Source organism: Pseudarthrobacter sp. GA104, from assembly GCF_009741265.1.
Classification (GTDB): domain Bacteria; phylum Actinomycetota; class Actinomycetes; order Actinomycetales; family Micrococcaceae; genus Arthrobacter.
In genome coordinates, this window is sequence record NZ_WOWL01000001.1 from 1,735,189 (window position 1) to 1,758,932 (window position 23,744).

A 23,744-nucleotide genomic window follows, 5' to 3' on the forward strand; every position below is an offset into this window, starting at 1 on the left:
CACTCCGGCGGAACCGGTCCTGCCGGTCCGGAGCCCCGTCTTGCGGCCCACGCCCAGAAGGCCCGCCCTCGTGTTTCCTTGGAGGAAGCACGAAGGGGCGGGCCTTTGGCGTACCGGCCGGAATGACGTTCCGAGTCCTGCGCCGGGCAGTGGAAATGACGGGCCCTACCCCACGGTGATAACTTCCAAAAGGCCGTACTGGAACAGCAAGAGGTGATGAGTCATGGAACGCGTCCTCGTGCAGGTGCGCGCGCTCCATCGGCTGGAACCGGCCAACAATGACCATTTGGCGGCGTTGCGCGTTGCCCTCAGCGTTGCGGTTCCGTCACTCCTGCTCCTGGCCACAGGTCGTTCAGACCTCATGATTTATGCCGTCTTTGGCGCCCTGACCGGCATGTACGGGCGCTCAGAGCCGCACCAGCTCCGGCTCCGGCACCAGTCCCAGGCCACCGTCGTCCTGCTGGGCGGTGTGGCGGTGGGCGTGTTCCTGTCCGTCAACCATCTCCACTCGTGGTGGCTCGTGGGAGTGGAAGCCGTCCTCGCCGGCGTCGGATCCCTCTTCGCGGACCGCGTGCGGCTGAAGCCCAACGGACCGTTCTTTGGGATCCTCGCGCTGGGAGCCTGCGCCTCAGTGCCCACTGTGGTTCCGTGGCAGGTGGCCATGCTGATCGCCGCAGGGTCTGCCGCGTTCTCCATGCTGGTGGGCTTCGGCGGCTGGATCCGCCGCAGGTCCTGGCAGCCCGGCGCCGTCCGGGCTGCTCCGGCCCTGAGCCCCGCCGGGCACCGGGAGATGCTGGTGCATGCCTCCCGGTACGTCCTGGCAGTGGGTGCGGCCGGCACTGTGGGCGTCCTGACGGGCAGCGGGCATCCGCACTGGGCCATGGCCGCGGCTGCGGTGCCGCTGGCCGGGGCCGACCTTCCGAGCAGCGTCCGGCGGGGCATCCACCGGATCGTGGGGACGTTCGTGGGACTGGGGGTCACCGCCGCCGCCATTCTTCCGGTGCCATGGTCCTTGGCGGGCCTGTTCCCGGGCCGGCAGGCCGTGGTGCTGGCGCTCCTGGTGATCCTCTTCCAGTTCACCACCGAGCTGTTCATGACCCGCCACTACGGCCTGGCCATGGTTTCCTTCACGCCGGTCATTTTGCTGATGACCCAGCTCGCAGCCCCCGCCGACCCGGCGGTCCTGATCCTGGAGCGCGCTGTGGAGACCATGGTGGGGGCGCTGGTGGGAATCGGCGTGGTGGTGGCTGTCCGGCGGGCGGGGTCGCGCCCGCCGTCAGCATTACTCGGGTTTCCGTCCCTGTTTCGGCTTCCGCGGCGGCCCCGCCATTAGCTTTGCCGGCGCCACCCGGGCAACGGCCGCCACCACCTTGTACCTCTTGGAGGGGATGGACACCGCCTTGCCCCGGGCATTGTCCGCCAGGCCTTCCCGCACCACCCGCTCGGCATGCAGCCAGGCCCAGGACGGCGCCACCGATTTGTCCATGCCCATCCGGTCGTGGAACTCCGTGTGGGTGAAGCCCGGGCACACCGCGGTGACCTTGATGCCCTGTTTGCCGTAGGCCAGGTTTGCCCAGCGGCTGAAACTCACCAGCCAGGCCTTCGCCGCGGAGTAGGTGCCCCGCGGCAGGAAAGCGGCGATGCTGGCCACGTTGATGATCCGGCCCTCGCCCCGCTCCAGCATGCCTTTGAGCGCGGCATGGGTAAGCTCCATGGCGGTTTCCCCGTGCAGCTTGAGGTGTTTCTTCTCCTCCGAGATGTGGTTGTCCTCGAAGTTGTGCAGCAGGCCGATTCCGGCGTTGTTGACAAGGATCCCCACCGGACGCCGCGCATCGGACAGGCGTTCGACGACGGCGGCCACGCCGGCGTCGTCCGTCAGGTCTGCGGGAAGCACCTCGGCAGTGGTTCCGTAGCGCCGTTCCAGGCCCGCCGCTGCTTCCTCGAGGCGGGCCCGGTTCCGCGCAACCAGCACCAGGTTGCAGCCCTGGGCGGCCAGCTGGCGCGCGAACTCGGACCCCAGCCCCGCGCTGGCCCCCGTGACGAGGGCTGTTGTCCCGGAAAGATCCTGCTGGGGGTGCGGCGTGGTCATGCTGCAAGCCTAGCGAGGCGCCGATCTCCCGTCCCGGTCCACTGTCCGTGTGGTACCAGGCGTGGTCCTCAGGCGAACCTCGCCAGCGGATTGGCCAGGCGTCCTGCCATCTGCAGCCCGCCGGACGGGTCTGCCAGGTCCAGCATCTGCTGGTTGTTGCGCAGCTGCAGCCGGTTCAGGCAGGACAGCTCGAAGTCGGCGGCAAAGAGGTCATGCCGGGCGAACTGGCCGGCAAGTTCCGGATGCTGCCCCTGGTAGTCCTTGACCGCAGCGGCGGCAATCCGCCAGAAGTCGTCCTGGCCCAGTCTTCCGTCCCCGTCCAGGAGCGCGGCCAGGAAACGGAAAATGCAGTCAAAGATGTCCGTGAAGACGGCCAGCACCTTCTGGCCGTCCGGGATCTCCGCCCGGATCCGGGATACATCCTCCGGCAGGTCCAGCCGGTCCCCCATCACCACGATTTCCTCGGCGATGTCCTTCATGACGGCCCTGACGGGTACGCCGTTTTCGAACACCAGGATCACGTTCTCGCCGTGCGGCATGAACGCCATCTCATACCGGAAGAGGCAATGAACCAGTGGAACCAGGTAGGCCTCGAAATACCGCCGCAGCCAGTCCCCTGCCGGCAGGCCGGAGCGCTCGATGAGCGCCGAAACCATGGGCCTGCCGCTCGCGTCAACGTGCAGGAGCGAGGCCATGGTGGCCAGCTGCTGCCCGTCCTGCAGCAGCGGCAGGGGGCTTTCGCGCCATAGGGCGGAGAGCATCTTCCGGTACGGCGAACCGCCCGCAGCGCCTGCCTCGTAGTAGCCGTTGTGGTAGCCGATGGCGGCGACCTCGCCGATCATGGTGAACCCGCGGCGCTGAAGTGCATCGTCCGCCTCGATCAGGTTCCGCAGCCAGTCGTTGATGGCCGGGGTGGCCTTCATGTACTCCGGCGACAGCCCGCGCATGAAGCCCATGTTCAGCACGGACATGGCCGTCTTGACGTAGTGGCGGACGGGGTCGCTGGTGTTGAAGAAGGTCCGGATCGACTGCTGCGCCTGGTAGCTGTCCGTCCCGGCGCCCAGGTGGACGATGCGCTGCCGGGCGATCTCCGCCGCGAACGTGACCGTGAGCTTGTTCTCCCACTGCCAGGGATGTACCGGCATGAGGAAGTACTGGTCCGGATCGAGATCCTGCAGCTGCAGTTCAGCGGTGAAGGTGCCGAGCAGGGATCCGAGCTCGGCCTGCAGGTGCGCCCGGTACTCCAGCCCTTCCGATGCAGTGAAGACGGCGCGGGTGCGGTGCACGGCGATCCACTCCAGCTGCACCGGGGCGCCCGTTTCCGGTGCGAAGGCGTGGTAGTCGCTGATGCCGAAGCCCAGGCGGCCGTTATTGGCAACAAAGCAGGGGTGGCCCTCGGTCATGCTGCGCTCAATGGCCTGGAAGTCGGCCGCCGGGTCCTCGCCGCCGGTGATCCCTGCCGCGAGTTCAGCCGCCGTCGGCTGGCCGGCCCACTGCTTGTAGGCGTGGCTCGCCAGGGTGCTGCCGACCTCCTCGAGGTAGACGGGGAGCATATGGAGGTTGATGCCCAGCATTCCGTGGAACCCGGTGATGAACTCCAGCACGTCCAGCGGCGCCTCGGTGCCGCCCCGGAAGTGCCGGATGGAGCCGGGATCGATGGCCCAGTGGTCCATGCTTAGGATCCGGGCGCTGAACTGGTACTCGGAGGTGCCGTCATCGCTGCGGACCCGGTAGCGGCCGCGCCCGTCCGCCCCGGCCCCGCCAGGCTTACCTCCCACCGGTTCCGGGGTGAGGATCCGTTCGTGGGAGAACTCGGCGAGTGCCTTGCGGAGCAGGTGCCGGTTGGCGTTGTCCCACCTTTCGCCGGTGAGATGCGGTACAGGGCCTGGATGCGGTGCAGGGCCGGCGGAGGGCTGCCCGGGGGTGGTTGTGGCGGCGGGATCGAGGTCGATAGTCATAGTGGCGCTCCCTGGGTTACGGGCGTAAGGGCGGGCAGAAGGGACGTTCGGGCGGCCAGGTAATCGTCGCGGCTGCAGAAACTCAGCAGCGCGTCCTTGTCCGGAAGGGTGACCGCCCCGGCGGGCTGGAAGCCCAGGCGTTGATTCAGGGCGTGGATCCTGGTGTTCCGGATATCCGGCTCCACCACGATGCGGTCCACTCCCGGCGTGCTGAAGAGTCGTGCCAGGACGGCGTCCATCACCGCGGCGGTGTAGCCGCGCACGGGTGCGGCCGACGGCGGGGCCACCAGCAGGTGCATCCCCACGTCCCCGGGAAGGACGGGGTACACGGCGGCCAGCGGCGAGGACGCGGGAAGGTACTCCTCCATCAGGAAGGCGGGGACTCCGCCGTCGAGCCCCAGCACCGCGTGGTGGTGGCCGCTCGCTTGGATGTTCCTGTATTCCTGCACCACGTCCTCCACGCTGGCGGACGGCATGCCCCAGAACGAGGCGTAGGGCTGGGTCACCCAGCTGTGAAGGAGCGGCGCGTCGGCTTCGGCGTCGAGGCAGCGGAAGGTGAATGTCATGCCGGCACCGGTCCGCAATCCAGCGGAGAGCCAACCGCAGCCGGCGGCCCGAACTGCTGGAACGCAATGCTGCGCTCCACGGGGTACACCTCGCGGCCGGTCATTTCGCGCAGGATGCAGGAGTTGCGGTAGGCGCCCATGCCCAGGTCCGGGGTGGCGAACCCGTGGGTGTGCAGCTCGGCATTCTGGACGAAGATCTCGCCGGGTTGGACGCCGGTGCTGTAGTTCCGGTCCACGGCGAACCTGCCCGCGCTGTCCCGGTCGATGCGGTCCCGGATGCCGGCGAGGAAACCTGGTTCCTGGTAGCCGTAGCCGGTGGCCAGCACCACCGCTTCGCTGTCCAGCGTGTAGGACGTGCCCTGCTCCGCGTGTTCCAGGTGCAGGGTGTGGGTCCCGGCCCCGGGGTTCCAGTAGGCAGCGGTCAGGCTCGAGTGGGTCAGCAGCCGGGTGTCCACCATTCCGGAGATGCTCGTGGTGTAAAGCAGGTCGTAGATGGCGTCGATCAGGTCCGAATTGATGCCTTTGTAGAGGTTTTTCTGGGCCTTGTTCAGGTAATCGCGCTGGTGCTGCGGGAGGGCGTGGAAGTAGTCCACGTACTCGGGCGAGGTCATCTCAAGCGTCAGCTTGGTGTATTCAAGCGGGAAGAACCTGCCGGAGCGGGTCACCCAGTTCAGCTGGTACCCGTGGGCGTCCGATTCCTGGAGCAGTTCGTAGTAGATCTCGGCGGCGCTCTGGCCGCTGCCCAGGATGGTGATGCTGCGCTGCTGCTGCAGTTCTGCCTTCCGCGCCAGGTAGTCGGCGGTGTGGAGGACCACTCCCCCGGCTCCCGCACGTGAATCGGCCACGATCCCTGCCGCAGCCCCGGGCACGTCCGGGGAGGTGCCCGTGCCCAGCACCAGCCGCCGCGCCAGCAGCACCTCAGGCCCTCCCGGACCTGAGACGGTAAGCCGGTACACGCCGTCGTCGTACGTTACATCCAGCACAGCTGTGCCAAATCGGACGCCGGGCAACTGCCCGGCCACCCACTGGCAGTACTGGTTGTACTCCGCCCGCAGCGGGTAGAAATTTTCCCGGATGTAGAACCGGTAGAGCCTGCCGGCCTGCTTGAGGAAGTTCAGGAATGAGTATGGCGAGGTGGGATCGGCCAGGGTGACGAGGTCGGCCATGAAGGGCACTTGCAGGTGGGCCGGCGCCAGCATCATCCCGGGGTGCCAGTCAAAGGATTCCCTGCGTTCCAGGAAGATGCCGTCCAGCCCTTCCACCGGTTCAGCCAGCGCCGCGAGGCCCAGGTTGAAGGGCCCGACGCCGATCGCGGCAAAGTCGTAGATCCTGCGCCTGCCTGCCTTTTGGGTGGCGGTGTTGCTCATGCGGTCGCCTCGCTGCGCAGCAGCCCGGCGCCCGTGCGGCGCAGGAAGTTGATGATGCCGGAAATGTCCTCCAGCGTGGCCTCGGCGTTGAGGAGCGTGAACTTCAGGTAGTGCCGGCCGCCCACCGTGGTTCCGGCAACCACCGCTTCCCCGGAGGCGAAGACCGCCGCCCGGATGGCCGGGTTGAGGGCATCCGCCGCGTCCTCGCTGATCCGGTCGCCGCTGTCCAGGCGGGGCCGGTACCTGAAAACCAGGGTGCTGAGCCGGGGCGGGGCGGCGAGTTCGAAGGCGTCGTCGGCGGCGAGGAGCTTGCCCACACGCGCGGCGAGGTCGATGGCTTCGTCGAACAGGGCGCCGATGGCGTCCGCGCCCATGATGCGCAGGGTGAGCCACAGCTTCAGGGCGTCAAACCGGCGGGTGGTCTGGATGCTCTTGTCCACCTGGTTGGGGATGGCTGCCAGCGCTGCGCTGTGCGGGTTCAGGTAGTCCGCATAGTAGGTGACGTGGCGCAGCATGGTCCGTTCGCGCACCAGCAGGGCGCTGGAGCTGACCGGCTGGAAGAAGGTTTTGTGGAAGTCGACGGTGACCGAGTCGGCAAGCCCTGTGCCGTCAAGGAGGTGCCGGTAGCGGCCGGAGACAATGAGGCCGCCGCCGTAGGCAGCGTCCACGTGGAACCATGCCCCGTAGGCCCGGGCCAGTGCGGCGAGCTCCGGGAGCGGATCGACAGCGCCGAAGTCCGTGGTGCCCGCGGTGGCCACCACCGCCATCGGGGTCAAACCGGCGTCCCGTGCGCCGGCCAGGGCCTCGGCGAGGGCGGCAGGATCCATCCGGTGGTCCGGCGTGCAGGGGACGGTGACGACGGCGTCGAACCCCAGGCCCAGCATTGATGACGACTTCTGGATACTGAAGTGGCTGTCCTCGGACGTGAAGATCCGCAGCGTGTCCAGCAGCGCCGGAAGCCGGAGCCCGGCGCGGGCAGGGTCCTGCCGCAGGCCGGCAACGGCATGGTTGCGGGCGATCAGCAGGGCCTGCAGGTTGGACTGGCTGCCGCCGGAGGTGAAGATGCCGTCCGCGGCGTCACCAAGGTCCAGCCTTTTTGCGGTCCAGTCAATAAGCCGGCGTTCGATCATGGTGGCGCCTGCACTCTGGTCCCACGTGTCCATGGAGGAGTTCACCGCGGACAGGACCGCTTCGCCCACCAGCGCCGGGATGACCACGGGGCAGTTAAGGTGGGCGGCGTACCTGGCGTCGTGGAAGTACACGGCATCGCGCAGGTACACATCCTCGAGTTCCTGGAGGGCGGCGGCCGTGTCCGGCAGGGGTCTTTCGAGGTCCACGGCGCCTACGCGGGCCTCCAGTTCGGAGGGTCCGACGCCGGTGAACGGCCGGGCGGTCCGCTCAAGTTTCGTGGCAACGGCCGTTACGCCCTGCAGCACCTGGGCCACATACCGCGGCGAGTTGCGTGCGTTGAGGAGGTGGTTGCTGGCCGCCAGCGCGAGTTCCACACGCGAGCCGAAGTCCCTGCCGCCAGGTTCCTGAACTGGGGTCTGATGGTTTGGCCGGTCATGGTTTGGCCGGTCATGGCTCGTTGCTCCATTGGTGTTGGGCGGATCATCCATTTCCAGCTCGTCAAGGCGGGGCAGCAGCGGCACTGGTTTTCCTTCGGTCGGCATTACATCGAACAAAGGCAAGCCTTACTTAGGTAACCCTTTTAATCAAACTTTTGTGATGTATTTAGCGAAGGAGTCGTGAAACTGCCCTGCGCGGGCCCTTTTCGGCGTCATTGACTGGCAGCCGGGGCAGTCCTGCTGCAAAATAACCGGCCGGCCGGAAGCGGGCAAGATGCACTGAGGGCGCAAGCGTCAATTTGGCGAACAATTAGTAAGCATGCTTTGCTTATGGGGTAAATGAACCTCCGCAAGCAGTTCGCGGCGGGGCTGCCAACGCCGGCAGCTTCGTGAAAGAAGCCCAAGGATGAACATCATGACCAGCGTTATTGAAGACCAGCTTACGGTGCCCGGGGAGCCTGACGCAGGAGCAGAATCTTCTTTGAGCGTCACCCGGCCCGCGGATATGGGCTTGCTGGTCACACTCAATTCACGGATGCACTGCCGCGCCCCGATGCAGCTGCTGGATCCGGAAGCACTCCCTGTTCGGATGCCCGTTTATGTGGACGGAACCTCGGTGGTCCCGGTGGGCATGGGCCTGGGAGCTGCTTCCGAGCACGTGGAGACGTACCGCTGTGCCTGCGGCTTCACCATCGACGTCCCGGTCCTCGCCGAACACGCACTCGCCAGCTGACTGCTGGGAAACGCCCCTCGGCGGGCTCCCCGACGGCGCTGGATCGGCTGGTCCCCCTCAGCCGTCCGGCTCAAGTGTTCAGGAGCGGATCAGCTGTCCGGCCAATCCACGTATTGCTCGTACCCCTCGTGCTTACGAAGGTAGCCGGCGATGAACGGGCAATGCGGAATGATCCGCTTTCCTGACGCCACCACGTCGTCGAGCGCAAAGTGGGCCAGGACACGTCCCAGTCCCTGCCCTTCGAATTCCTCGCCGGTCTCCGTGTGGGAGAAGTCTATGTGGCCCGGCAGGTCCCGGTAGAAGGACTGGACGGCGAGGACATCACCCACGTGAAGCTCATAACGGTGCTGCGCATCGTTGCGCCGCACAGAGACGTCGGGGGCGAACTTATCCTCGCTGGACATCGTGTTCTCGGTCATGGTTCGACACTGGCACTACTTCACTCCGCTGGCAATGCCTCCGCCCCGGTGTCCTGCCCGGCCGGAAGGAGTCCGGTGCGTTGGAGCCAGGACTGGATCTCAGCTCCCGCTTCGCGGACGGTGGTTCCGAGCCCGCTCTCAGTTGTTCCGCCGACGCCATGACGGGCATGCAGCCCGGCGAAGCCGCCCGGGCCGCGATTCCTCCGGCCAAGTAGTTGGGCTGGCGGGAAGTTTGGCTAGCGGGACATTTCCGTTGCCGTGGGAGCGGATCCGGTCCGCAGCGGGCGCCGCACCCCGTGAAGCAGCACCAGTGCCAGGAGGAAGCAGGCTGCCCCGGCCCCCAGCAATCCCAGCGTCAGCCCATTGATTGCGGCCCCTACCGCGGCGGGGGTGAAGACCACCACGACGGCGGCCGCCACCGCCATGGCGGGCGGACGGCGGCCCTGAAGTGCCGCCGTCGGCCGATCCTCCAGGCGGCCGAACGCCGCCACCGCCGGAAGCAGCAGCAGGAGCAGTGACAGCAGGACCACGGGGCGCGACCACCACCACTCCGCGGTTCCGGCGGCGGGCTTGGGGACGGAGGTGAGGAGGAGCAGGCCTGACATTGCCACCAGCAGGGGAAGGTGCCACAGGTACACGGTCAGCGAACGGCCGCCCGCCACCCGAAGCAGCGTCCGTACCCATCCGAGGGAGCAGAGCGGAACCAGCGCAGGCCGGGCAAGTTCGATCAGGGCGGCCTGCGAAATACCCAGGAGGAAGAGGGTCAGGTTCGGCGGGTTGAGGTTCACCAGCATGTTCCCGGAGTACAGGCCCAGGGCAGCGACGAGGCCGAGCAGGAGGTTCGCGGCGAGGATGAGCGCCAGCAGGCCGGACTTGGAGAGCCTGGCGAAGCGGCCGTCGGCGGCCAGGAACCCCAGCTGCTGCACCGCACACCAGAGGAATACCAGGTTGGCATATGCGAGCAAGGGCAGCGTTCCGCGAAGGCAGTCCACGGCCACCACGAGGGCAGCAAGGACCCCCATAGCCAGCCACGGGCTCCGCGCATGGAAGGCGGCCAGGAGCGGAATGGAAAGCTGCGCCGCCAGGTACGCCGCGAGGAACCAGAGCGGCATCCCGGCCCCGGCTGCCATCAGCTCCACCACCTGCGGATGCACGCCAAGCAGCCCGGCCATCCAGAGCCCAAGGAACATTACCGCCAGCAGGGCAGCGGCGGGGCGCACCATCCGCAGGAGCCGTGCCTGGAGGAACTCAGCGGCGGTGCCGCCCCCGGCCTTGAGCCGTTGCCAGGACTGCAGGCCCGTGGTGCCGCCGGCAACAAAAAACAGCGGCATGACCATGAACACCCAGATCACGGGTTCAAACCAGTCCTGCTCGGCCAGGGTGTTGTGGGTAGTGACCGTTCCGTCCGGATGCAGTACGGGGCTACCCATCATGGAGTGGCCGACCACCACCAGTGCCAGGCAAAAGAACCGGACGAGGTCAAGCACCTCGTCGCGGGTGCCCGCCGGACCGGGCTGCGAAGATGTCCCCTGCTCCTGTGCGCCGCCCATGTTCATTCCTTTGCGGTAACTGCTCGTTACAGCTCCATTGTGCGCCCGGAAGCAGGCTCAGGTTAAGGGTGAGCTTGAGGAGGGCACCAGGATCACAAAAAGGAGGGAGGCCAGGATCATGGTTGATCCCGGCCTCCCTCCCCTGCGGAAATCTCAGCGCGTGAGCGTCGCCAGCGTGGTGGTTGCGAAGTCGCGGGCGGAGCTGTTCCAGTGGCCCAGGAGCGCCTGCAGGTTCTCGCCGTCGGCGCGGTGGCCCGGTAGCTGCTCCTCCAGTGTGGCCAGGACGCCGGTGCGGAGCTCCGTGTTGAAATTGACCTTGCCAACGTTCATGGAGGCCGCCTTCACCAGCTCCTCCGCCGGGATTCCGGAAGCGCCGTGCAGGACCAGCGGAAGGTGCGTGCGCACCGCAATGTCCTGCAGCACGTCCCAGCGCAGCTGCGGCTCGCCCTTGTATTTACCGTGGACGTTTCCGACGGCGACAGCCAGCAGTTCCGCGCCGGTACGGGCCACAAAGTCCTCCACCAGGGCGGAGTCGGTGAGGCCGGCCACGGCGACGCCGGACTGGTCCGCGCTGAAGGCGCGGTCCTCGTCGCCGGCGAGCCCGCCAAGCTCGGCTTCAAGTACCACGTCCGGCCCCAGCAGCGCACGGGCCGCCCGGACCAGCGCAATGTTGTCCTCGTAAGGGAGGGAGGAACCGTCGGCGAGGACGGAATCCGCCCCTGCCGCAACGGCGTCGGCCATCACCCGAAGGTCCGTTGCGTGGTCAAGCTGCACCGCCACCGGGACGGACGCAGCGTCAGCGAGGCCACGGAGGGCACCGACGAGGCGCAGGCCGTTCGACGTGGCGGCAGTCTTCGGGGCCACCAGCAGGATGACGCCACGGCCGGATTCCTCCGCCGCTGCCACCACGGCCAGCGCCGTTGTGAAGTCGTAGCAGGTGAAGGCCGGGATGGCGGAACCCTGCTGGAGGGCGGCGGTCACCAGGCGGTCGAGTCGGGTACGCATCAGACGCCCAGGCCTCCCACCAGGATCCAGGCCATGAGGGTCAGGACGAAGCCGGCCAGGCCCAGGATGGTGGTCAGGACGGTCCACGTCTTCAGGCCGTCCGAAACAGTGAGTCCGTAGTAGCGCACCACGGTCCAGAACCCGGCGTCGGTGACATGGGACAGGCCGAGCGAACCGAAGCCGATGGCGATGACGATCACGGCGATCTGGGCCGGGGTGTAGCCGCCTTCCATCACGGCGGACGTCAGCAGGCCGGTGGTGGTCACGATGGCAACGGTGGCCGAACCCTGCGCGGCGCGAAGGGCCAGGGAGATGACGAAGCCAAGGGCGATGACGGGCAGGCCCAGGTGGTCCAGGGTCTGGGAGAGGGCGGCGCCGATCCCGGAGGTGCGGAGGACTTCACCGAACACGCCGCCGGCGGCAACCACCATCAGGATGGAGGCGATGGGGGGCAGGGCGCCCTCGAAGATTTCGCCGGTTTCCTTCAGCGACCAGTTGCGGCGGACGGCCAGCAGGAAGAAGGACAGCGCAACGGCCACCAGCAGCGCGAAGAACGGGTTGCCGATGAACGCGGCCAGGCCGTACCAGGAGTTGTCCTTGGGGATGGAGAGGGTGCCCAGGGTGCCAAGGAGGATCTGCACAATCGGGGCGGCGATGAGGAAAATGATCAGGCCGGGACGGGGCGGGGCAACAGCCATGGCGCCGGGGCCGTCGTGGCCTACCTTGACCAGCGAGTCGGAGCCGAATTCTTCAACCTGTGCCTTGACGGACGGGAGGAGCTCGTACTCCTTGCGGTTCATGATGCTGGCAACCCAGTAGGACAGGAAGCCCAGGGGAATGCAGATGGCCAGGGAGATCAGGGTGATGAGTCCGATGTCGGCACCGAAGACGCCGGCACCTGCCACGATGCCGGGGTGCGGCGGAACGGCCACGTGGATGGCGAGCATGATGCCGGCCATGGGCAGGCCGAACTTGACCGGGTGCACCTTGGCGATCTTGGCGAAGGCGTAGACGATGGGGACCAGCACAATGACGCCGACTTCGAAGAAGACCGGAATGGCTACCAGGAAGCCGACGGCGGTGAGGGCCACGGCAACCCGCTTGGCGCCGAGCTTTGCGGTGAAGTGGGCGGCGAGGGACTGGACGCCGCCGGACACCTCGATCATGCGGCCCAGGACGGCGCCGAGTGCGATCAGCAATGCCACCTTGCCCATGGTGCTGCCGACACCGTTGGCGACAACGGTGAAGACGTCCTTGAGCGGGATCTGGGCAGCGACGGCAACCAGGATGCTGACGGTGAGCAGGGCAACGAAGGCCTGGATCTTGAAGCGGATGATCATGACCAGCAGCACGGCAATGCCGAGGGCTGCGATGGTCAGGAGCAGCGGAGTGCCAAGCTCCACTGCGGGTTTGATGGCTGGAGTTTCAGCCGCCCGCGCGATCAGCGGGTGCATCAGGTGGTTCATTTCGGGGTGTCTCCTTTGACAGGCCGGTCTTCCGGAAGACCGGCCATCAGGCGCTGGTTGAGGAAAGTGGCTACGCGGTGCGCCTTGTGGGCGCAACGACCTTGATGACGGCGGAGTCGTCGGCGGCGGCGAGGCCCTGGGCCTGGCCCAGCAGGTAGAGCTGCTCGGCAGCAGCGGCAACCGGGGCTGCCAGGCCGGCGGCACGGGTGGCCTTGCCCACGATGCCCATGTCCTTGACGAAGATGTCCAGGCGGGAGAGGACCTCGGCGCCTTCCTCGTTGTAGGCCTCAAGGATGCGCGGCCCGCGGTTGGACAGCATGAACGAGCCCGCGGCGCCGGCCTCGAGGGCGGCGAGGGTCTTGGCCTGGTCCAGTCCGAGGGCGTCGGCGAGGGCCATGGCTTCGGCCGCTGCGGCGATGTGCACGCCGCAGAGGAGCTGGTTGACGGTTTTGAGGGCCTGTCCGTCGCCGGGCTTGTCGCCCACAACAGTCAGGGTGGAAGCCAGCAGGTCCAGCGCGGGGGCTGCCTTTTCGCGGGCTTCGGGGGAAGCGCCGACGACGATCAGCAGGTCGCCTTCGCCGGCGCGCTTGGGGCCTCCGGACAGCGGTGCGTCAACGAGGTCCACGCCGTATTCGGCGAGCTTGGCCACCGTGGCGGGGATGGCTTCGGTGCCCACGGTGCTGCCAAGGATGACGACGGCGCCGGGCTCAAGCACGGAGGCCACGCCGTTCTCGCCGAAGAGGACGTCGTTGAGCTGCTCGCCGTTGCGGACGGCCAGGAGCACGACGTCGGCACCCTTGGCGGCTTCGCGGGCAGAGGCGAAGGTGGCGATGCCGGCTTCTTCGGCGAGCTTCAGGCGCGGTTCGGCGATGTCGAAGCCGTGGACTGTCAGCTGGGACGCGAGGCGGGTGGCCATGGGCAGGCCCATGGCGCCGAGGCCCAGGACTGTGACGGTGTAGTTGCTGGTCATGGTGTTCTCCATTGAATGTGTGCGGGATCTGGAGCCGGTGGGGGTTAGAAGGTGTTGCTGAGCTTGCGGGTGACGTCGGCGAGGGACTGGTCGTCGCCCACGTTGCCGGCGAAGACGATGTACGGGATGCCCTTGGCGGGGCCGTCCACCGGTTCCCAGAGGGAGACGATGCCGGGAAGCATGGGGCCGCGGACAATGGCGTGCCGGATTTCCAGGCCGTGGGCGGCCACGTCGGAGGAGGTGATTCCGCCCTTGGCGATGACGAACCGCGGCGGGAAGGTCTTCAGTGTCCGGTTCACCACGGCGACGACGGCGGCGGACACGGTGCGTGCGATCCGCAGGCTTTCGGCCGGGTCGTCTGTCTTGATGAGCAGGCGGCTGGTGTGGACGATGACGTCCCCGCCGTGGAGGGCCTCGACGACGGTGTCCACCGTCTGGTCCAAGTGGCTGGCGGATTCCGGGCCGAGGAGCTTTTCGACGTCGATCTCCACGATGCGTGCGGCGCTGTGCTGCTCCGTCAGGGCCTTGAGCTGGCGGGTGGTGACGCCGACGTGGGAGCCGACGACGATCAGGCCGCCTGCTTCCGACGGTGTGTTTCCGGCGTAGGCTTCCGCGCCGCTGAGTTCGACGCGGATTTCCTGGCCGATCCGGGCACGGCCGAAGGGAGGGCCTACGCGGTAAAGGAGCTTCTTGCCGCGCCGTTCGGCTTCTTCCAGGCCGAGGGACAGGGCACGGAGGTCATTTTCGGTCACGATGTCCGCCACGATGGGGGTGGAATCCGTGGCCCGTTCGATTGCGTCGGCGATGGCGTTGGCAGAGATGGCAGGGTCCTGGGCTGCCGCGCCGGCGCGGATGATGTTCAGGTCCAGGACGATGACCGTGTCCGCGGCGAAGCGGCCCTTGGACTTCTCTTCGACGTAGTCAGCCATCACGGAGGTGGAAAAGCCGAAGGTGGCGTCCTTGGCGAACTCTGTTTCGGACACCGGGATGAGGGTGCCGGCCGCGTCTGCGGTGCCGCGCATGTAATGGACGCCGCCGATGGTGACCCGCCCGGCGTCGGGGAAGGCTGGAACCAGCACAACGCCGTCGGTCTTTTCCCCGCTGACGTCCAATACTGTGGCGGCGATGACGTCCGGCTCCAGGGGGTAGTGGCCGCGGAGGGTGGAATCGCTGCGGCTGACGAAGCCAAGGCGCAGTTCTTCCGGGGAACCCGCTGCTGCGAGGGCATTGCGGACCACTTCCTCATTGCGGGCGGCAGCCTCGGCAGGGTCCAGGCTGCGGGTGTTCGTGAGGACGTAGACGGCAGGCTTCGACTGGCTGAAAGCCCAAATGAAGTCTTCCACGTCCCAGCGGGTGAGCACGGGCAGGTCTGCCACGGACTGCGTTCCGGTGGGGTCGTCGTCGAGCACGACCAGGACACGCGGGGTCTCCGCGTTGGAGGCAGCCAGGGTGCTGGCTACCAGTTCGGCGGGAATCCGGACCTCGGCCGGATACGCGGCCAGGACGTCTGTTTCAAGCGTCACAGTGCACTCCGTTGTGTATGGATCCTCTGACGGATCCTGATGTAAAAGACAGGTGTAAGATGTCAGACATCTTGCATTTGGTTTTTAGTGTGGCACAGGACATAACGACGCGCAAGTAGACTTGTCTGACATATCCAATGAGGGAATAACGGGGGCAGCATGGCGAGGCAATCACTGGTGGGCCAGGTGGCCGACGAGCTCCTGGACCGCATCATCGCCGGTGAGTTCCCGCCCGGCGCCACCGTCCCCGGCGAGCATGAGCTCAGCGCGCGGCATGAGGTCAGCCGGATGACGGTCCGCGAGGCCATGAAAACGCTCCAGGCGCAGCGGATCCTGAGCGTCGAGCGGGGCCGGGGCACGTTCGTGAACCCCCTCAACCGCTGGGCATCGCTGGAAGCCGTGCTGCGCGCCGCTTCCGAGGGCAAGAACGAGGCTGACGCTTCCATCCAGCTCATCGAACTGCGGCGCATGCTGGAAGCCGGCGCCTGTGAACTGGCGGCTGGAAGGATCAGCGACGCTGAGATCCAGGCCCTGTACGGCTATGTGGCGGCCATGCGTGCCGCCCACGAAGTCAATGACGTGGCCGCGTTCGTGGCCGCGGACCTGGCTTTCCACGACCTGATCCTGCATGCCTCGGAGAACGTCTTCGTGGCCGTGCTGTTCGAGCCGCTGCACCGGGTGCTGGAAAAGCGGCGCACTGAAACCTCGGCTGTCCGTGAGATCCAGGAGCATGCGATCCGGCACCACCAGAACATTGCCGAAGCGCTGGAGTCCCGGGATGCCACCCGTTCGCGGCAGGCCATGGACGCGCACATGCAGCAGACCCTGGACGACCTGAAGAACCTGGTGCTCGAGGCGAAGCAGGCCGCGGGTTCGTCCTGACGGCGGTGCGGAACATCGGATAAGGGCTGGTCAACGTTCTGGAAGTGCCACTAGTCTTCAAGGACCGCCCGCAACCGGGAGCACCGTTGATCACGAGGAGCGAAGTTGTCCAACCACACGTACAGCATTTCTGAAATCGTCGGCACGTCGAACCAGGGAGTGGACGACGCCGTCCGCAACGGGATCGCCAAGGCTTCCCAGACCCTCCGCAACCTTGACTGGTTCGAGGTCAAGGAGATCCGGGGCCACCTCGAAGAAGGCAAGATCGCCGACTGGCAGGTCACCATCAAGATCGGCTTCCGGCTGGAAGAGCACTAACTCCCGCCCAACTGACTCGCAGCAGACGTCGCGAAACCGTGTTTTGACGACGTCTGCTGCGAGTCAGTTGGCGTTTAAGCGGGCCTAGTTCGCCGAGACGGTGCCGGCCGAGCGGCGCCGCCAAACGGTTGGAATGCCGTCGAACGCGGGAAAAACCTGTCCTTCGAAGAAGGACAGGACGGTGTGCGGATCGTGGTCCGGGCTCCACAGGCCCGACGCCGGGCAGTGCGAACCGGTGGCGGTGGAGGGGGCGTCGGCGGCGGCAGCCTGGCGTTCCTTGAGCAGTGCGATGCGTTTCATCGTTGAGACCATCCTTGGTGGAGAAACCTTGCTCCTCCAGCCTAGGAAAAGTGCAATCTTTCCCCAATGGGCTCGTGGCCAGAAACACCCGCCTCAACTGGCCAAAAGTACAACGGCTCCGGCCGCCGTCACTCCCCGCTTTCCGCCGTGGCCGGAGCGGTGTTGCGGTCGGATTCACGTTCGGCCGCCGGCTGGGGTGCTCCCAGGCTGCCGAGCAGTGCAAGGGCGTCGGCCGACGGCGAAGCGGCCCGGGCCGAATACACCCGAAGCGTCTGGTCGGGATCGTCCGGGAGGACAAGGTTTTCAAAGTTCAGTTCCAGGTCCCCGACGGCGGGGTGGTGCAGGCGCACGCTTCCTGCCGACCGGGTGGCCACCCGGTGCCCGGCCCACCATTGGCGGAAGTGCTCGCTATGGACAGCGAGTTCGCCCACCAGCTGGTTGGCCTGGGCATCGTTGGGGTGGCGGCCTACATCCAGCCTCAACGCTCCGGCCGCTTCCGCCGCCACGGTTTTCCAGTCACGGAAGAGCTCGCGGGCAGACGGGTCAAGAATGAGCCAGCGGGTCAGGTTGCGTTCGGCAGCCGGCAGCGCGGGGAAATCCGCAAACAGCAGGAAGGCCATCCTGTTGCCGGCGAGGACGTCACTGCGCCGGCCCAGCACCATGGCCGGAACGTCGCCCATCGCCTCCAGGAGCTGCCGCAGCGCAGGACGGACAGCCTGGGCGGCTGATGTGCTGGACCTCGCGGACCCGGCACAGTTTTCCAGCAGGTCCATCATGTGCGCATGCTCGCTGCCGTCCAGCCGCAAGGCCCTCGACACTGCCTCAAGGACGGTCCGCGACGGATGGATGTTCCGGCCCTGCTCCAGCCTGACGTAGTAGTCGGTACTCACCCCTGCCAGCCGGGCGACTTCTTCGCGGCGGAGGCCGGGAACCCGGCGGGCACCGGAGGTGGGTCCCGCACCGGCGTCCTCAGGACTCAGGCGGGACCGCATGGCTTTGAGGAATTTTCCGAACTCCGCGCTTTGACCCATGTAGACCATTGTGCCCGCCATGGTGGCTCTCTCCTACAACGAAGGTAGGACTGGGAGTCCTAGGAAAAACAGAATCAGGTTCCCCTGCTGACTTCCCGGCCAAAAGTGCATAGGCTCAAAAGCGAGCCAGCGGAAACCGCTTTCTCCCGTCGAGTCAACGGCACCCCACCCCCGCATGTTTCAAGGAGCCCCAATGTCAGAGCTGACACTGAACAACGGCGTCACCATCCCCCAGCTTGGTTTCGGCGTCTTCCAGGTACCGCCGGAGGACACGCAGCGGACCGTGGAGGACGCCTTCGAGGCCGGATACCGCCACATAGACACGGCCGCCGCCTACCGGAACGAGGCGGGCGTGGGTGCCGCGATCGCGGCTACCGGCATTCCGCGCGAGGACATCTTTGTAACCACCAAGCTTCGGAACGGCGAGCAGGACCGCGCGCAGGAAGCGTTCCAGAACAGCCGCAAAGCCTTGGGCCTCGACTACGTTGACCTCTACCTCATCCATTGGCCCGTCCCGTCGCAGGACTTGTACGTCCAGGCATGGAAGGAGATGGAACGGCTCTATGAGAACAACCAGATCCGCGCCATAGGCGTTTCCAACTTCCTCGCCGAGCACCTGGACACCCTGCTGGAGTCCTCGGAGATCGTCCCGGCCGTCAACCAGATCGAACTGCACCCCAGCTACCAGCAGGCAGACCTTGCGGCCAAGTGCCGGGGCCTTGGCATCGCCGTGGAGGCCTACAGCCCGCTGGGACAGGGCGGAGACCTGAACGGCAATGCGGTGACCGGCATCGCCAACGCCCACAATGCCACCCCGGCGCAGGTGGTGCTCGCCTGGCATCTGGCCGCGGGAAACATCGTGATTCCCAAGTCCAGCCAGGCCGCCCGGATCCGGGAGAACTTCGCTGCCTCCGCCCTCACCCTCTCCGACGAGGAGCTTGCCGCCATCAGCGCCCTTGAGTCGGGGGCCCGCATCGGCTCCGATCCCGCCGTCGCCGCCTTCACGCAGCTGTAGAACCACCAAACCCAAAGGATTCAGCCATGCAGTACACCCATCTGGGCCGCTCCGGCCTGAAAGTCTCCCGCCTTTGCCTCGGCACCATGAACTTCGGCCCGCAGACCGAGGAAGCGGACGCCCACTCCATCATGGACTCGGCCCGCGAGCAGGGCATCAACTTCTTCGACACTGCCAACGTCTATGGCGGCGCCGGCCACCGCGGCTGGACCGAAGAAATCATTGGCCGCTGGTTCGCCAAGGGCGGCGAGCGCCGCGAGCACACGGTCCTGGCCACCAAGCTTTACGGCACCATGACGGACCGCCCCAACGAGTCCAAGCTCTCCGCCCTGAACATCCGCCGCGCCCTCGACGCCAGCCTGAAGCGCCTGCAGACGGACTACATCGACGTCTACCAGTTCCACCACATCGACCGGGACACCCCGTGGGACGAAATCTGGCAGGCCATCGAGGTGGCGGTCCAGCAAGGGAAGATCCTCTACTCGGGCAGCAGCAACTTCGCCGGCTGGCATATTGCCCAGGCCCAGGAGGCGGCCAGGCGGCGCAACTACACCGGCCTGGTGAGCGAGCAGTCCATCTACAACCTGTTCATGCGCCAGGTGGAGCTGGAAGTGATCCCGGCGGCCCAGCAGTACGGGCTGGGGCTCATCCCCTGGTCGCCGCTGCAGGGCGGGCTCCTGGGCGGGGTGCTGAAGAAGGAGCGCGACGGCGTCCGGCGCACCGAGGGCCGTGCAGCCGAAACACTCAAGAAGCACGAAGACCAGATCCGGCAGTACGAGGATTTCGCCGATGAGCTGGGCCACGAACCGGGCGACATCGCCCTTTCCTGGCTCCTGCACCAGCCTGCCGTCACGGCACCCATCGTGGGACCGCGCACCCAGGAACAGCTCGACGCCGCCGTCAGGGCATTGGACGTAACCCTGGACGCCGACACCCTCAAACGATTGGACGACATCTTCCCGGGGCACCGTACGGCACCGGAAGACTACGCGTGGTGAACCCGTCCACCCCTGACGCCGGTACGGTGGCGCCGAGGAACATCCTGTTCCTCGGCGGCACCGGCGTCATCAGTGCGTCGGCCGCAGAACGCGCCGTCGCACTGGGGCACCGGCTGACCATCCTCAACCGCGGCCGGTCCACAAGGCCGGTCCCGGAAGGGGCTGAAACCCTCACCGCGGACGTGCGGGACGCCTCCGCGGTTCGTGACGCGCTGGGCGGGCGCGATTTCGATGCCGTCGCGGACTTCATCACGTACACCCCCGACCACGCCAAGGCCAGCCTGGACCTGTTCACAGGCCGCACCGGGCAGTACGTGTTCATCAGCTCCGCCTCTGCGTACCAAAAACCGCCTACCCGGCTTCCAATCCGCGAGTCCACGCCCCTGAAGAACCCGTTCTGGCAGTACTCGTGGGACAAGATCGCCTGCGAGGAACTGTTTTACCAGGCCTACAGAGAGCAGGATTTCCCGCTCACCGTGGTGCGCCCCTCCCACACGTACGACCGCACCAAAATCGCCATGGTGGGCGGCTGGACGGACCTCCACCGGATGCGGGCGGGGCTGCCGGTCATGGTGCACGGGGACGGGACCTCGCTGTGGACCCTGACGCACAGCATGGACTTTGCCAAGGCTTTTGTGGGGCTGCTCGGCCTGCCGCAAGCGGTAGGCGAGAGCTACACCATCACATCCGACGAGTACCTGCCCTGGAACCAGATCTACCGGCTGTTCGCCCGTGCAGCCGGTGTTGCGGACCCGGAACTGGTCCACGTTGCCTCCGAAACCATCGCCGCCCACAGCCCGGAGCTGGGACCCAACCTCCTGGGCGACCGCTCCCACTCGGTGGTCTTCGACAACACCAAGATCAAGTCCCTGGTCCCCGACTACTGCGCCACCATTCCCTTCGCCGACGGCGCACGCGAAATCGTGGACTGGCACGACGCGAACCCTGGCCTCCAGGTGGTGGACCGGGAATTCATGGACCTCAGTGACCGGTTGACCGGCTGGGCCAGGCGGGGTGCCTAACGCCGGGCGGGCAGCGCCGCCTTCCAATATTCCCCGGGCATTCAAGGGCCCGGGGAAACCGATCCGGGAGAGACTGGTGAAATGACACTTGCACCGCTGATCAAACTCAATGACGGCTACTCCATCCCCCAGGTGGGCCTTGGCACCTGGCCGCTGGACGACGACCAGGCGGCCACCGCCGTCGTGCAGGCCCTGGAAGCCGGCTACCGGCACATCGATACCGCCGTGAAGTACGGCAACGAGCAGGGCGTGGGCAACGGTATCCGGGCCAGCGGCGTGGACCGTGGCGAGCTGTTCATCACCACCAAACTGGACGGCCAATACCAGGGGAACGACAGGGCGGTGGAAGGGCTGGAAGGGTCACTGAAGCGGCTGGGGCTGGATTACGTGGACTTGCTGCTTATTCACTGGCCCCTGCCCGCGCGGGACGAGTACATCTCCACGTGGAAGACCTTCGAGCGGCTCCAGGCGGAAGGAAAAGTGCGCTCCATCGGCGTCTCCAACTTCAAACCCTCCCACCTGGAACGGCTGATGGCCGTTACTGACGTGGTCCCCGCCGTCAACCAGATCCAGCTGACGCCGGCGGTCACGCGCGCGGCCGAGCGGGAATTCCATGCAAAGCACGGAATCGTCACCGAGTCCTACAGCCCGCTGGGAGGCGCCGGGGCCAGCCTGCTCGGTGCTCCCATCCTCTTCCAACTAGCCGAAAAGCACGGAAAAACGCCCGGCCAACTGGTCCTTCGATGGCATGTTCAAAACGGAATTGTAACGATTCCGAAAACGTCGAATCCGGACCGGATGAGGGAAAACCTGGACATCTTCGATTTCGCCTTGGATCCGCAGGATCTAGCGGAATTAGCGGTCCTGGACGAAGGTCCCGGTGCGGGCAATGATTCCGACGTGACAGGGCATTGAAACGGGCCTGAAGTGGGCTTTTCCGGGAACCCGGGGTTGGCAAATAGATAGTAAGCATGATTACTATTGAGGCAGAAGGATGAAGTGCTTCCGGGATCCGGAGGCCTCCTTTATTTAGGAAGAGGAACGAAAAATGGGATTTCTTGCATTTCTGATTCTCGGACTTATTGCTGGTGCGATCGCTAAGGCGATCCTCCCGGGCCGGCAGGGTGGCGGCTGGATCATCACCCTCGTCCTGGGCGTCGTCGGAGCACTCCTCGGCGGCTGGATCGGCGGAATGATCTTTGGCAGCGGACTGCAGGAGTTCTTCTCCCTGCAGACGTGGCTGCTGGCCATCGGCGGCGCGCTTATCGTGCTGCTGGTTTACGGCATGGTCACCAAGCGCGGCGCTCGCGGCTAACTGTCGCGTAAGCCAGGAAACCGGCCTGGGGACAACATCCCCGGGCCGGTTTTCCTATCTCCCGGCCTCTCTGGCCGGAAGTGAAACCTTCTCAGTGAGCAGGAGTTCATCATGAAAAACAAACTTCTTTTGGGCGTTGGCATTGCCGCCGGGTACGTGCTTGGGTCGCGGTCCGGCAGGGCCGCCTATGACAAGCTCAAGGCACGCGCTGCGGGCATCTGGGACAGCAAGCCCGTGCAGGACAAGGTGGCGGTTGCAACGGAGGCCATCAAGGAAAAGGCTCCCGAGGTCGCGGACCAGTTGAGTGAGGCCGCACGCCGGGCAGGTACGGTGATCGGCTCAGCGGTGCATCGTGAAGGCTCCTCCGGCTCCGGCGGCACCAAATCGTCAACGTCCGACGCCGGCACGACAGCCAGTGCCACTGGCACCACAGTTCCGGGTGTCTCTACCGCTGGCGCTCCAGGCAGGAGCACCCCAAGTGGCGACGACCTTGGCGAGGACCACATCCCCGCGCACTCCACCCACCCGGAAACCTTGAACCTCGGCACCTCCGACGAGACCAATTCAAAGGCCTAGCCCCGGCACACCGTCCGGCCTGTGACGGCCCGTCCCGCTTGACAGCGGAAAAACAGCGGGTCTGTGCTACAACTGAATGGCTTTGCTGGCCGTCGCGATCCTTGGGGGACGCGGCGGCCAGCAGCGTCTTAGCTAAACTGCTGGCCCGCATGCCTCCCTTCCCGCCCTAACGGTTCGGTGGGGTCCAGCCGAGCCGCTCTGGACCGGGCTCAGGCTAAAGAAGTGCCAGGCCCGGCAGCGCCAACGCCGGCACTGCCAATAACTACAGTGCCGTCGAGTTCGTCTGAATGGACTGTCCGGACGGCAAGGCCCGCCGCGGCCACAACGGATGCGGTTCCCTCAGCCTGCTGCTCACTGGTCTCAATGAGCAGATGCCCGTCGGAGGACAGCCACTCCAGCGCCCCTGCGGCCACACGCCGGTGGAAGTGGAGCCCGTCCGGGCCGCCGTCGAGTGCTGTCCGCGACTCATAGAGGCGGGCTTCCGGCGGCATCGTTCTTATCGCATCTGTGGGGACATAGGGGGCATTCACGGCCAGGACGCGCACCCTGCCTTGGAGCCCGGGCGGTAGCGCGGCAAACAGGTCCCCTTCGTACACGCGTCCGCCCACCGGCCCCACGTTGCGCCGCGCGCACTTCACGGCGCCCGGGTCGACGTCTGCAGCATGCAGTTCGATGCCCGGGTCCCGTCGGGCAATGGCCGCCCCGACTGCCCCGGACCCGCAGCACAAGTCAACAACAATGCGGGGTGCAGAAAACCGGCCGCCCTGCAGCAGTCCCACGGCCTCGTCCGCCAGCAGTCGGGTCCGGCGCCGGGGCACAAAGACCCCCGGCTCGACAGCGATCCGGTGTCCGTCGAAGCCGGCCCAGCCAAGAATGTACTCCAGGGGCTCGCCCGATCTGCGCCGGCCAACCCAGTCAGCGAGCGCTGCAGGGCCGGGCGCCTCACTGATGAGCAGCCCCGCCTCATCTTCGGCAAATACACATCCGGCGGCCCGCAACGCGGAAACTGTGGCGGCAAACGCGTGGGGCGCGGAGATCCCGGAAACTGGCAAGGGCACACCTTTCTGCGAGCC

At 66.4% G+C, this 23,744-nt stretch carries 24 protein-coding genes; 10 read left to right on the forward strand and 14 right to left on the reverse strand.

Annotated elements, in window-relative coordinates:
- The first annotated feature begins 223 nt into the window (after window positions 1-223).
- Window positions 224-1,333 (forward strand): FUSC family protein, encoded by a 1,110-nt coding sequence (locus GK109_RS07845; protein WP_157239549.1) that lies wholly within the window; start codon window positions 224-226, stop codon window positions 1,331-1,333.
- On the opposite strand, the gene GK109_RS07850 is transcribed toward GK109_RS07845, so the two are convergent.
- The 5 genes from GK109_RS07850 to GK109_RS07870 all read right to left on the reverse strand — a co-directional run bounded on the left by GK109_RS07850 (window position 1,283) and on the right by GK109_RS07870 (window position 7,632).
- Window positions 1,283-2,089, reverse strand: coding sequence for an SDR family oxidoreductase (locus GK109_RS07850; protein WP_157239551.1), 807 nt, complete (start codon window positions 2,087-2,089; stop codon window positions 1,283-1,285). The genes GK109_RS07845 and GK109_RS07850 overlap by 51 nt on opposite strands.
- 68 nt (window positions 2,090-2,157) lie before the next feature.
- Entirely contained in the window at window positions 2,158-4,047 is a 1,890-nt protein-coding gene (locus GK109_RS07855) for an IucA/IucC family siderophore biosynthesis protein (RefSeq protein ID WP_157239552.1), read from the reverse strand.
- A complete protein-coding gene (locus GK109_RS07860) occupies window positions 4,044-4,613 on the reverse strand; it encodes a GNAT family N-acetyltransferase (RefSeq protein ID WP_157239554.1) in 570 nt (189 codons plus the stop codon). Before GK109_RS07860 ends, GK109_RS07855 begins: the two co-directional genes overlap by 4 nt.
- Window positions 4,610-5,980, reverse strand: a complete 1,371-nt coding sequence (locus tag GK109_RS07865; RefSeq protein WP_157239556.1) for a lysine N(6)-hydroxylase/L-ornithine N(5)-oxygenase family protein — start codon at window positions 5,978-5,980, stop codon at window positions 4,610-4,612. Before GK109_RS07865 ends, GK109_RS07860 begins: the two co-directional genes overlap by 4 nt.
- Entirely contained in the window at window positions 5,977-7,632 is a 1,656-nt protein-coding gene (locus tag GK109_RS07870; RefSeq protein ID WP_370460461.1) for an aspartate aminotransferase family protein, read from the reverse strand. The genes GK109_RS07865 and GK109_RS07870 overlap by 4 nt, the downstream gene beginning before the upstream one ends.
- Window positions 7,633-7,963: 331 nt before the next feature.
- Here GK109_RS07870 and GK109_RS07875 point away from each other — a divergent pair, with 331 nt between their 5' ends.
- Window positions 7,964-8,281, forward strand: coding sequence for a hypothetical protein (locus GK109_RS07875; protein ID WP_157239558.1), 318 nt, complete (start codon window positions 7,964-7,966; stop codon window positions 8,279-8,281).
- Between the two features lie 89 nt (window positions 8,282-8,370).
- Here the strand turns inward: GK109_RS07875 and GK109_RS07880 are convergent, their stop codons facing one another.
- The 6 genes from GK109_RS07880 to GK109_RS07905 form a co-directional block, all read right to left on the reverse strand.
- Window positions 8,371-8,700 (reverse strand): GNAT family N-acetyltransferase, encoded by a 330-nt coding sequence (locus GK109_RS07880; protein WP_157239560.1) that lies wholly within the window; start codon window positions 8,698-8,700, stop codon window positions 8,371-8,373.
- Window positions 8,701-8,936: 236 nt separating this feature from the next.
- A complete protein-coding gene (locus tag GK109_RS07885) occupies window positions 8,937-10,250 on the reverse strand; it encodes an acyltransferase (RefSeq protein WP_157239562.1) in 1,314 nt (437 codons plus the stop codon).
- Between the two features lie 153 nt (window positions 10,251-10,403).
- The gene (locus GK109_RS07890) at window positions 10,404-11,255 is read right to left on the reverse strand and encodes a class II fructose-bisphosphate aldolase (RefSeq protein WP_157239563.1); all 852 of its coding nucleotides are present in this window, start codon (window positions 11,253-11,255) and stop codon (window positions 10,404-10,406) included.
- Window positions 11,255-12,721, reverse strand: coding sequence for a GntP family transporter (locus GK109_RS07895; protein WP_157239565.1), 1,467 nt, complete (start codon window positions 12,719-12,721; stop codon window positions 11,255-11,257). Before GK109_RS07895 ends, GK109_RS07890 begins: the two co-directional genes overlap by 1 nt.
- 70 nt (window positions 12,722-12,791) lie before the next feature.
- Entirely contained in the window at window positions 12,792-13,691 is a 900-nt protein-coding gene (locus tag GK109_RS07900; RefSeq protein WP_157239567.1) for an NAD(P)-dependent oxidoreductase, read from the reverse strand.
- A 44-nt stretch (window positions 13,692-13,735) separates the two neighbouring features.
- Window positions 13,736-15,214, reverse strand: coding sequence for a four-carbon acid sugar kinase family protein (locus tag GK109_RS07905; RefSeq protein WP_370460462.1), 1,479 nt, complete (start codon window positions 15,212-15,214; stop codon window positions 13,736-13,738).
- 159 nt (window positions 15,215-15,373) lie between these two features.
- On the opposite strand from GK109_RS07905, the gene GK109_RS07910 reads away from it, so the two are divergent.
- Window positions 15,374-16,096, forward strand: coding sequence for a FadR/GntR family transcriptional regulator (locus tag GK109_RS07910; RefSeq protein WP_157239569.1), 723 nt, complete (start codon window positions 15,374-15,376; stop codon window positions 16,094-16,096).
- Between the two features lie 105 nt (window positions 16,097-16,201).
- Window positions 16,202-16,414 (forward strand): dodecin, encoded by a 213-nt coding sequence (locus tag GK109_RS07915; RefSeq protein ID WP_157239570.1) that lies wholly within the window; start codon window positions 16,202-16,204, stop codon window positions 16,412-16,414.
- A gap of 84 nt (window positions 16,415-16,498) precedes the next feature.
- Here the strand turns inward: GK109_RS07915 and GK109_RS07920 are convergent, their stop codons facing one another.
- On the reverse strand, window positions 16,499-16,714 hold the full coding sequence (locus GK109_RS07920) for a hypothetical protein (RefSeq protein ID WP_157239572.1): 216 nt from the start codon (window positions 16,712-16,714) through the stop codon (window positions 16,499-16,501).
- Window positions 16,715-16,842: 128 nt separating this feature from the next.
- Window positions 16,843-17,745, reverse strand: coding sequence for a helix-turn-helix transcriptional regulator (locus GK109_RS07925; protein ID WP_157242758.1), 903 nt, complete (start codon window positions 17,743-17,745; stop codon window positions 16,843-16,845).
- A 193-nt stretch (window positions 17,746-17,938) separates the two neighbouring features.
- Between GK109_RS07925 and GK109_RS07930 the strand changes: the two genes are divergently transcribed.
- The 6 genes from GK109_RS07930 (at window position 17,939) to GK109_RS07955 (ending at window position 22,671) form a co-directional block, all read left to right on the forward strand.
- Window positions 17,939-18,760 (forward strand): aldo/keto reductase, encoded by an 822-nt coding sequence (locus GK109_RS07930; protein WP_157239574.1) that lies wholly within the window; start codon window positions 17,939-17,941, stop codon window positions 18,758-18,760.
- A gap of 26 nt (window positions 18,761-18,786) precedes the next feature.
- Entirely contained in the window at window positions 18,787-19,758 is a 972-nt protein-coding gene (locus GK109_RS07935) for an aldo/keto reductase (RefSeq protein WP_157239576.1), read from the forward strand.
- On the forward strand, window positions 19,752-20,780 hold the full coding sequence (locus GK109_RS07940) for an NAD-dependent epimerase/dehydratase family protein (protein WP_370460463.1): 1,029 nt from the start codon (window positions 19,752-19,754) through the stop codon (window positions 20,778-20,780). Before GK109_RS07935 ends, GK109_RS07940 begins: the two co-directional genes overlap by 7 nt.
- 81 nt (window positions 20,781-20,861) lie before the next feature.
- A complete protein-coding gene (locus GK109_RS07945) occupies window positions 20,862-21,695 on the forward strand; it encodes an aldo/keto reductase (protein ID WP_157239577.1) in 834 nt (277 codons plus the stop codon).
- Window positions 21,696-21,828: 133 nt separating this feature from the next.
- Window positions 21,829-22,095 carry a GlsB/YeaQ/YmgE family stress response membrane protein gene (locus GK109_RS07950; RefSeq protein ID WP_104996554.1) on the forward strand — a complete coding sequence of 89 codons (267 nt, stop codon included), beginning with the start codon at window positions 21,829-21,831 and terminating at the stop codon, window positions 22,093-22,095.
- A gap of 111 nt (window positions 22,096-22,206) precedes the next feature.
- Window positions 22,207-22,671, forward strand: coding sequence for a YtxH domain-containing protein (locus GK109_RS07955; RefSeq protein ID WP_157239580.1), 465 nt, complete (start codon window positions 22,207-22,209; stop codon window positions 22,669-22,671).
- A gap of 209 nt (window positions 22,672-22,880) precedes the next feature.
- On the opposite strand, the gene GK109_RS07960 is transcribed toward GK109_RS07955, so the two are convergent.
- Window positions 22,881-23,723, reverse strand: a complete 843-nt coding sequence (locus GK109_RS07960) for a putative protein N(5)-glutamine methyltransferase (protein WP_231754823.1) — start codon at window positions 23,721-23,723, stop codon at window positions 22,881-22,883.
- Between the last annotated feature and the right edge of the window lie 21 nt (window positions 23,724-23,744).

Excerpts from the sequence above, each read along its gene's own strand:
- GK109_RS07845 (WP_157239549.1), top strand. The coding sequence starts at position 224 with ATGGAACGCGTCCTCGTGCAGGTGCGCGCGCTCCATCGGCTGGAACCG.
- GK109_RS07850 (WP_157239551.1), bottom strand. The coding sequence starts at position 2,089 with ATGACCACGCCGCACCCCCAGCAGGATCTTTCCGGGACAACAGCCCTC.
- GK109_RS07855 (WP_157239552.1), bottom strand. The coding sequence starts at position 4,047 with ATGACTATCGACCTCGATCCCGCCGCCACAACCACCCCCGGGCAGCCC.
- GK109_RS07860 (WP_157239554.1), bottom strand. The coding sequence starts at position 4,613 with ATGACATTCACCTTCCGCTGCCTCGACGCCGAAGCCGACGCGCCGCTC.
- GK109_RS07865 (WP_157239556.1), bottom strand. The coding sequence starts at position 5,980 with ATGAGCAACACCGCCACCCAAAAGGCAGGCAGGCGCAGGATCTACGAC.
- GK109_RS07875 (WP_157239558.1), top strand. The coding sequence starts at position 7,964 with ATGACCAGCGTTATTGAAGACCAGCTTACGGTGCCCGGGGAGCCTGAC.
- GK109_RS07880 (WP_157239560.1), bottom strand. The coding sequence starts at position 8,700 with ATGACCGAGAACACGATGTCCAGCGAGGATAAGTTCGCCCCCGACGTC.
- GK109_RS07885 (WP_157239562.1), bottom strand. The coding sequence starts at position 10,250 with ATGGGCGGCGCACAGGAGCAGGGGACATCTTCGCAGCCCGGTCCGGCG.
- GK109_RS07890 (WP_157239563.1), bottom strand. The coding sequence starts at position 11,255 with ATGCGTACCCGACTCGACCGCCTGGTGACCGCCGCCCTCCAGCAGGGT.
- GK109_RS07895 (WP_157239565.1), bottom strand. The coding sequence starts at position 12,721 with ATGAACCACCTGATGCACCCGCTGATCGCGCGGGCGGCTGAAACTCCA.
- GK109_RS07900 (WP_157239567.1), bottom strand. The coding sequence starts at position 13,691 with ATGACCAGCAACTACACCGTCACAGTCCTGGGCCTCGGCGCCATGGGC.
- GK109_RS07910 (WP_157239569.1), top strand. The coding sequence starts at position 15,374 with ATGGCGAGGCAATCACTGGTGGGCCAGGTGGCCGACGAGCTCCTGGAC.
- GK109_RS07920 (WP_157239572.1), bottom strand. The coding sequence starts at position 16,714 with ATGAAACGCATCGCACTGCTCAAGGAACGCCAGGCTGCCGCCGCCGAC.
- GK109_RS07925 (WP_157242758.1), bottom strand. The coding sequence starts at position 17,745 with ATGGGTCAAAGCGCGGAGTTCGGAAAATTCCTCAAAGCCATGCGGTCC.
- GK109_RS07930 (WP_157239574.1), top strand. The coding sequence starts at position 17,939 with ATGTCAGAGCTGACACTGAACAACGGCGTCACCATCCCCCAGCTTGGT.
- GK109_RS07935 (WP_157239576.1), top strand. The coding sequence starts at position 18,787 with ATGCAGTACACCCATCTGGGCCGCTCCGGCCTGAAAGTCTCCCGCCTT.
- GK109_RS07945 (WP_157239577.1), top strand. The coding sequence starts at position 20,862 with ATGACACTTGCACCGCTGATCAAACTCAATGACGGCTACTCCATCCCC.
- GK109_RS07950 (WP_104996554.1), top strand. The coding sequence starts at position 21,829 with ATGGGATTTCTTGCATTTCTGATTCTCGGACTTATTGCTGGTGCGATC.
- GK109_RS07955 (WP_157239580.1), top strand. The coding sequence starts at position 22,207 with ATGAAAAACAAACTTCTTTTGGGCGTTGGCATTGCCGCCGGGTACGTG.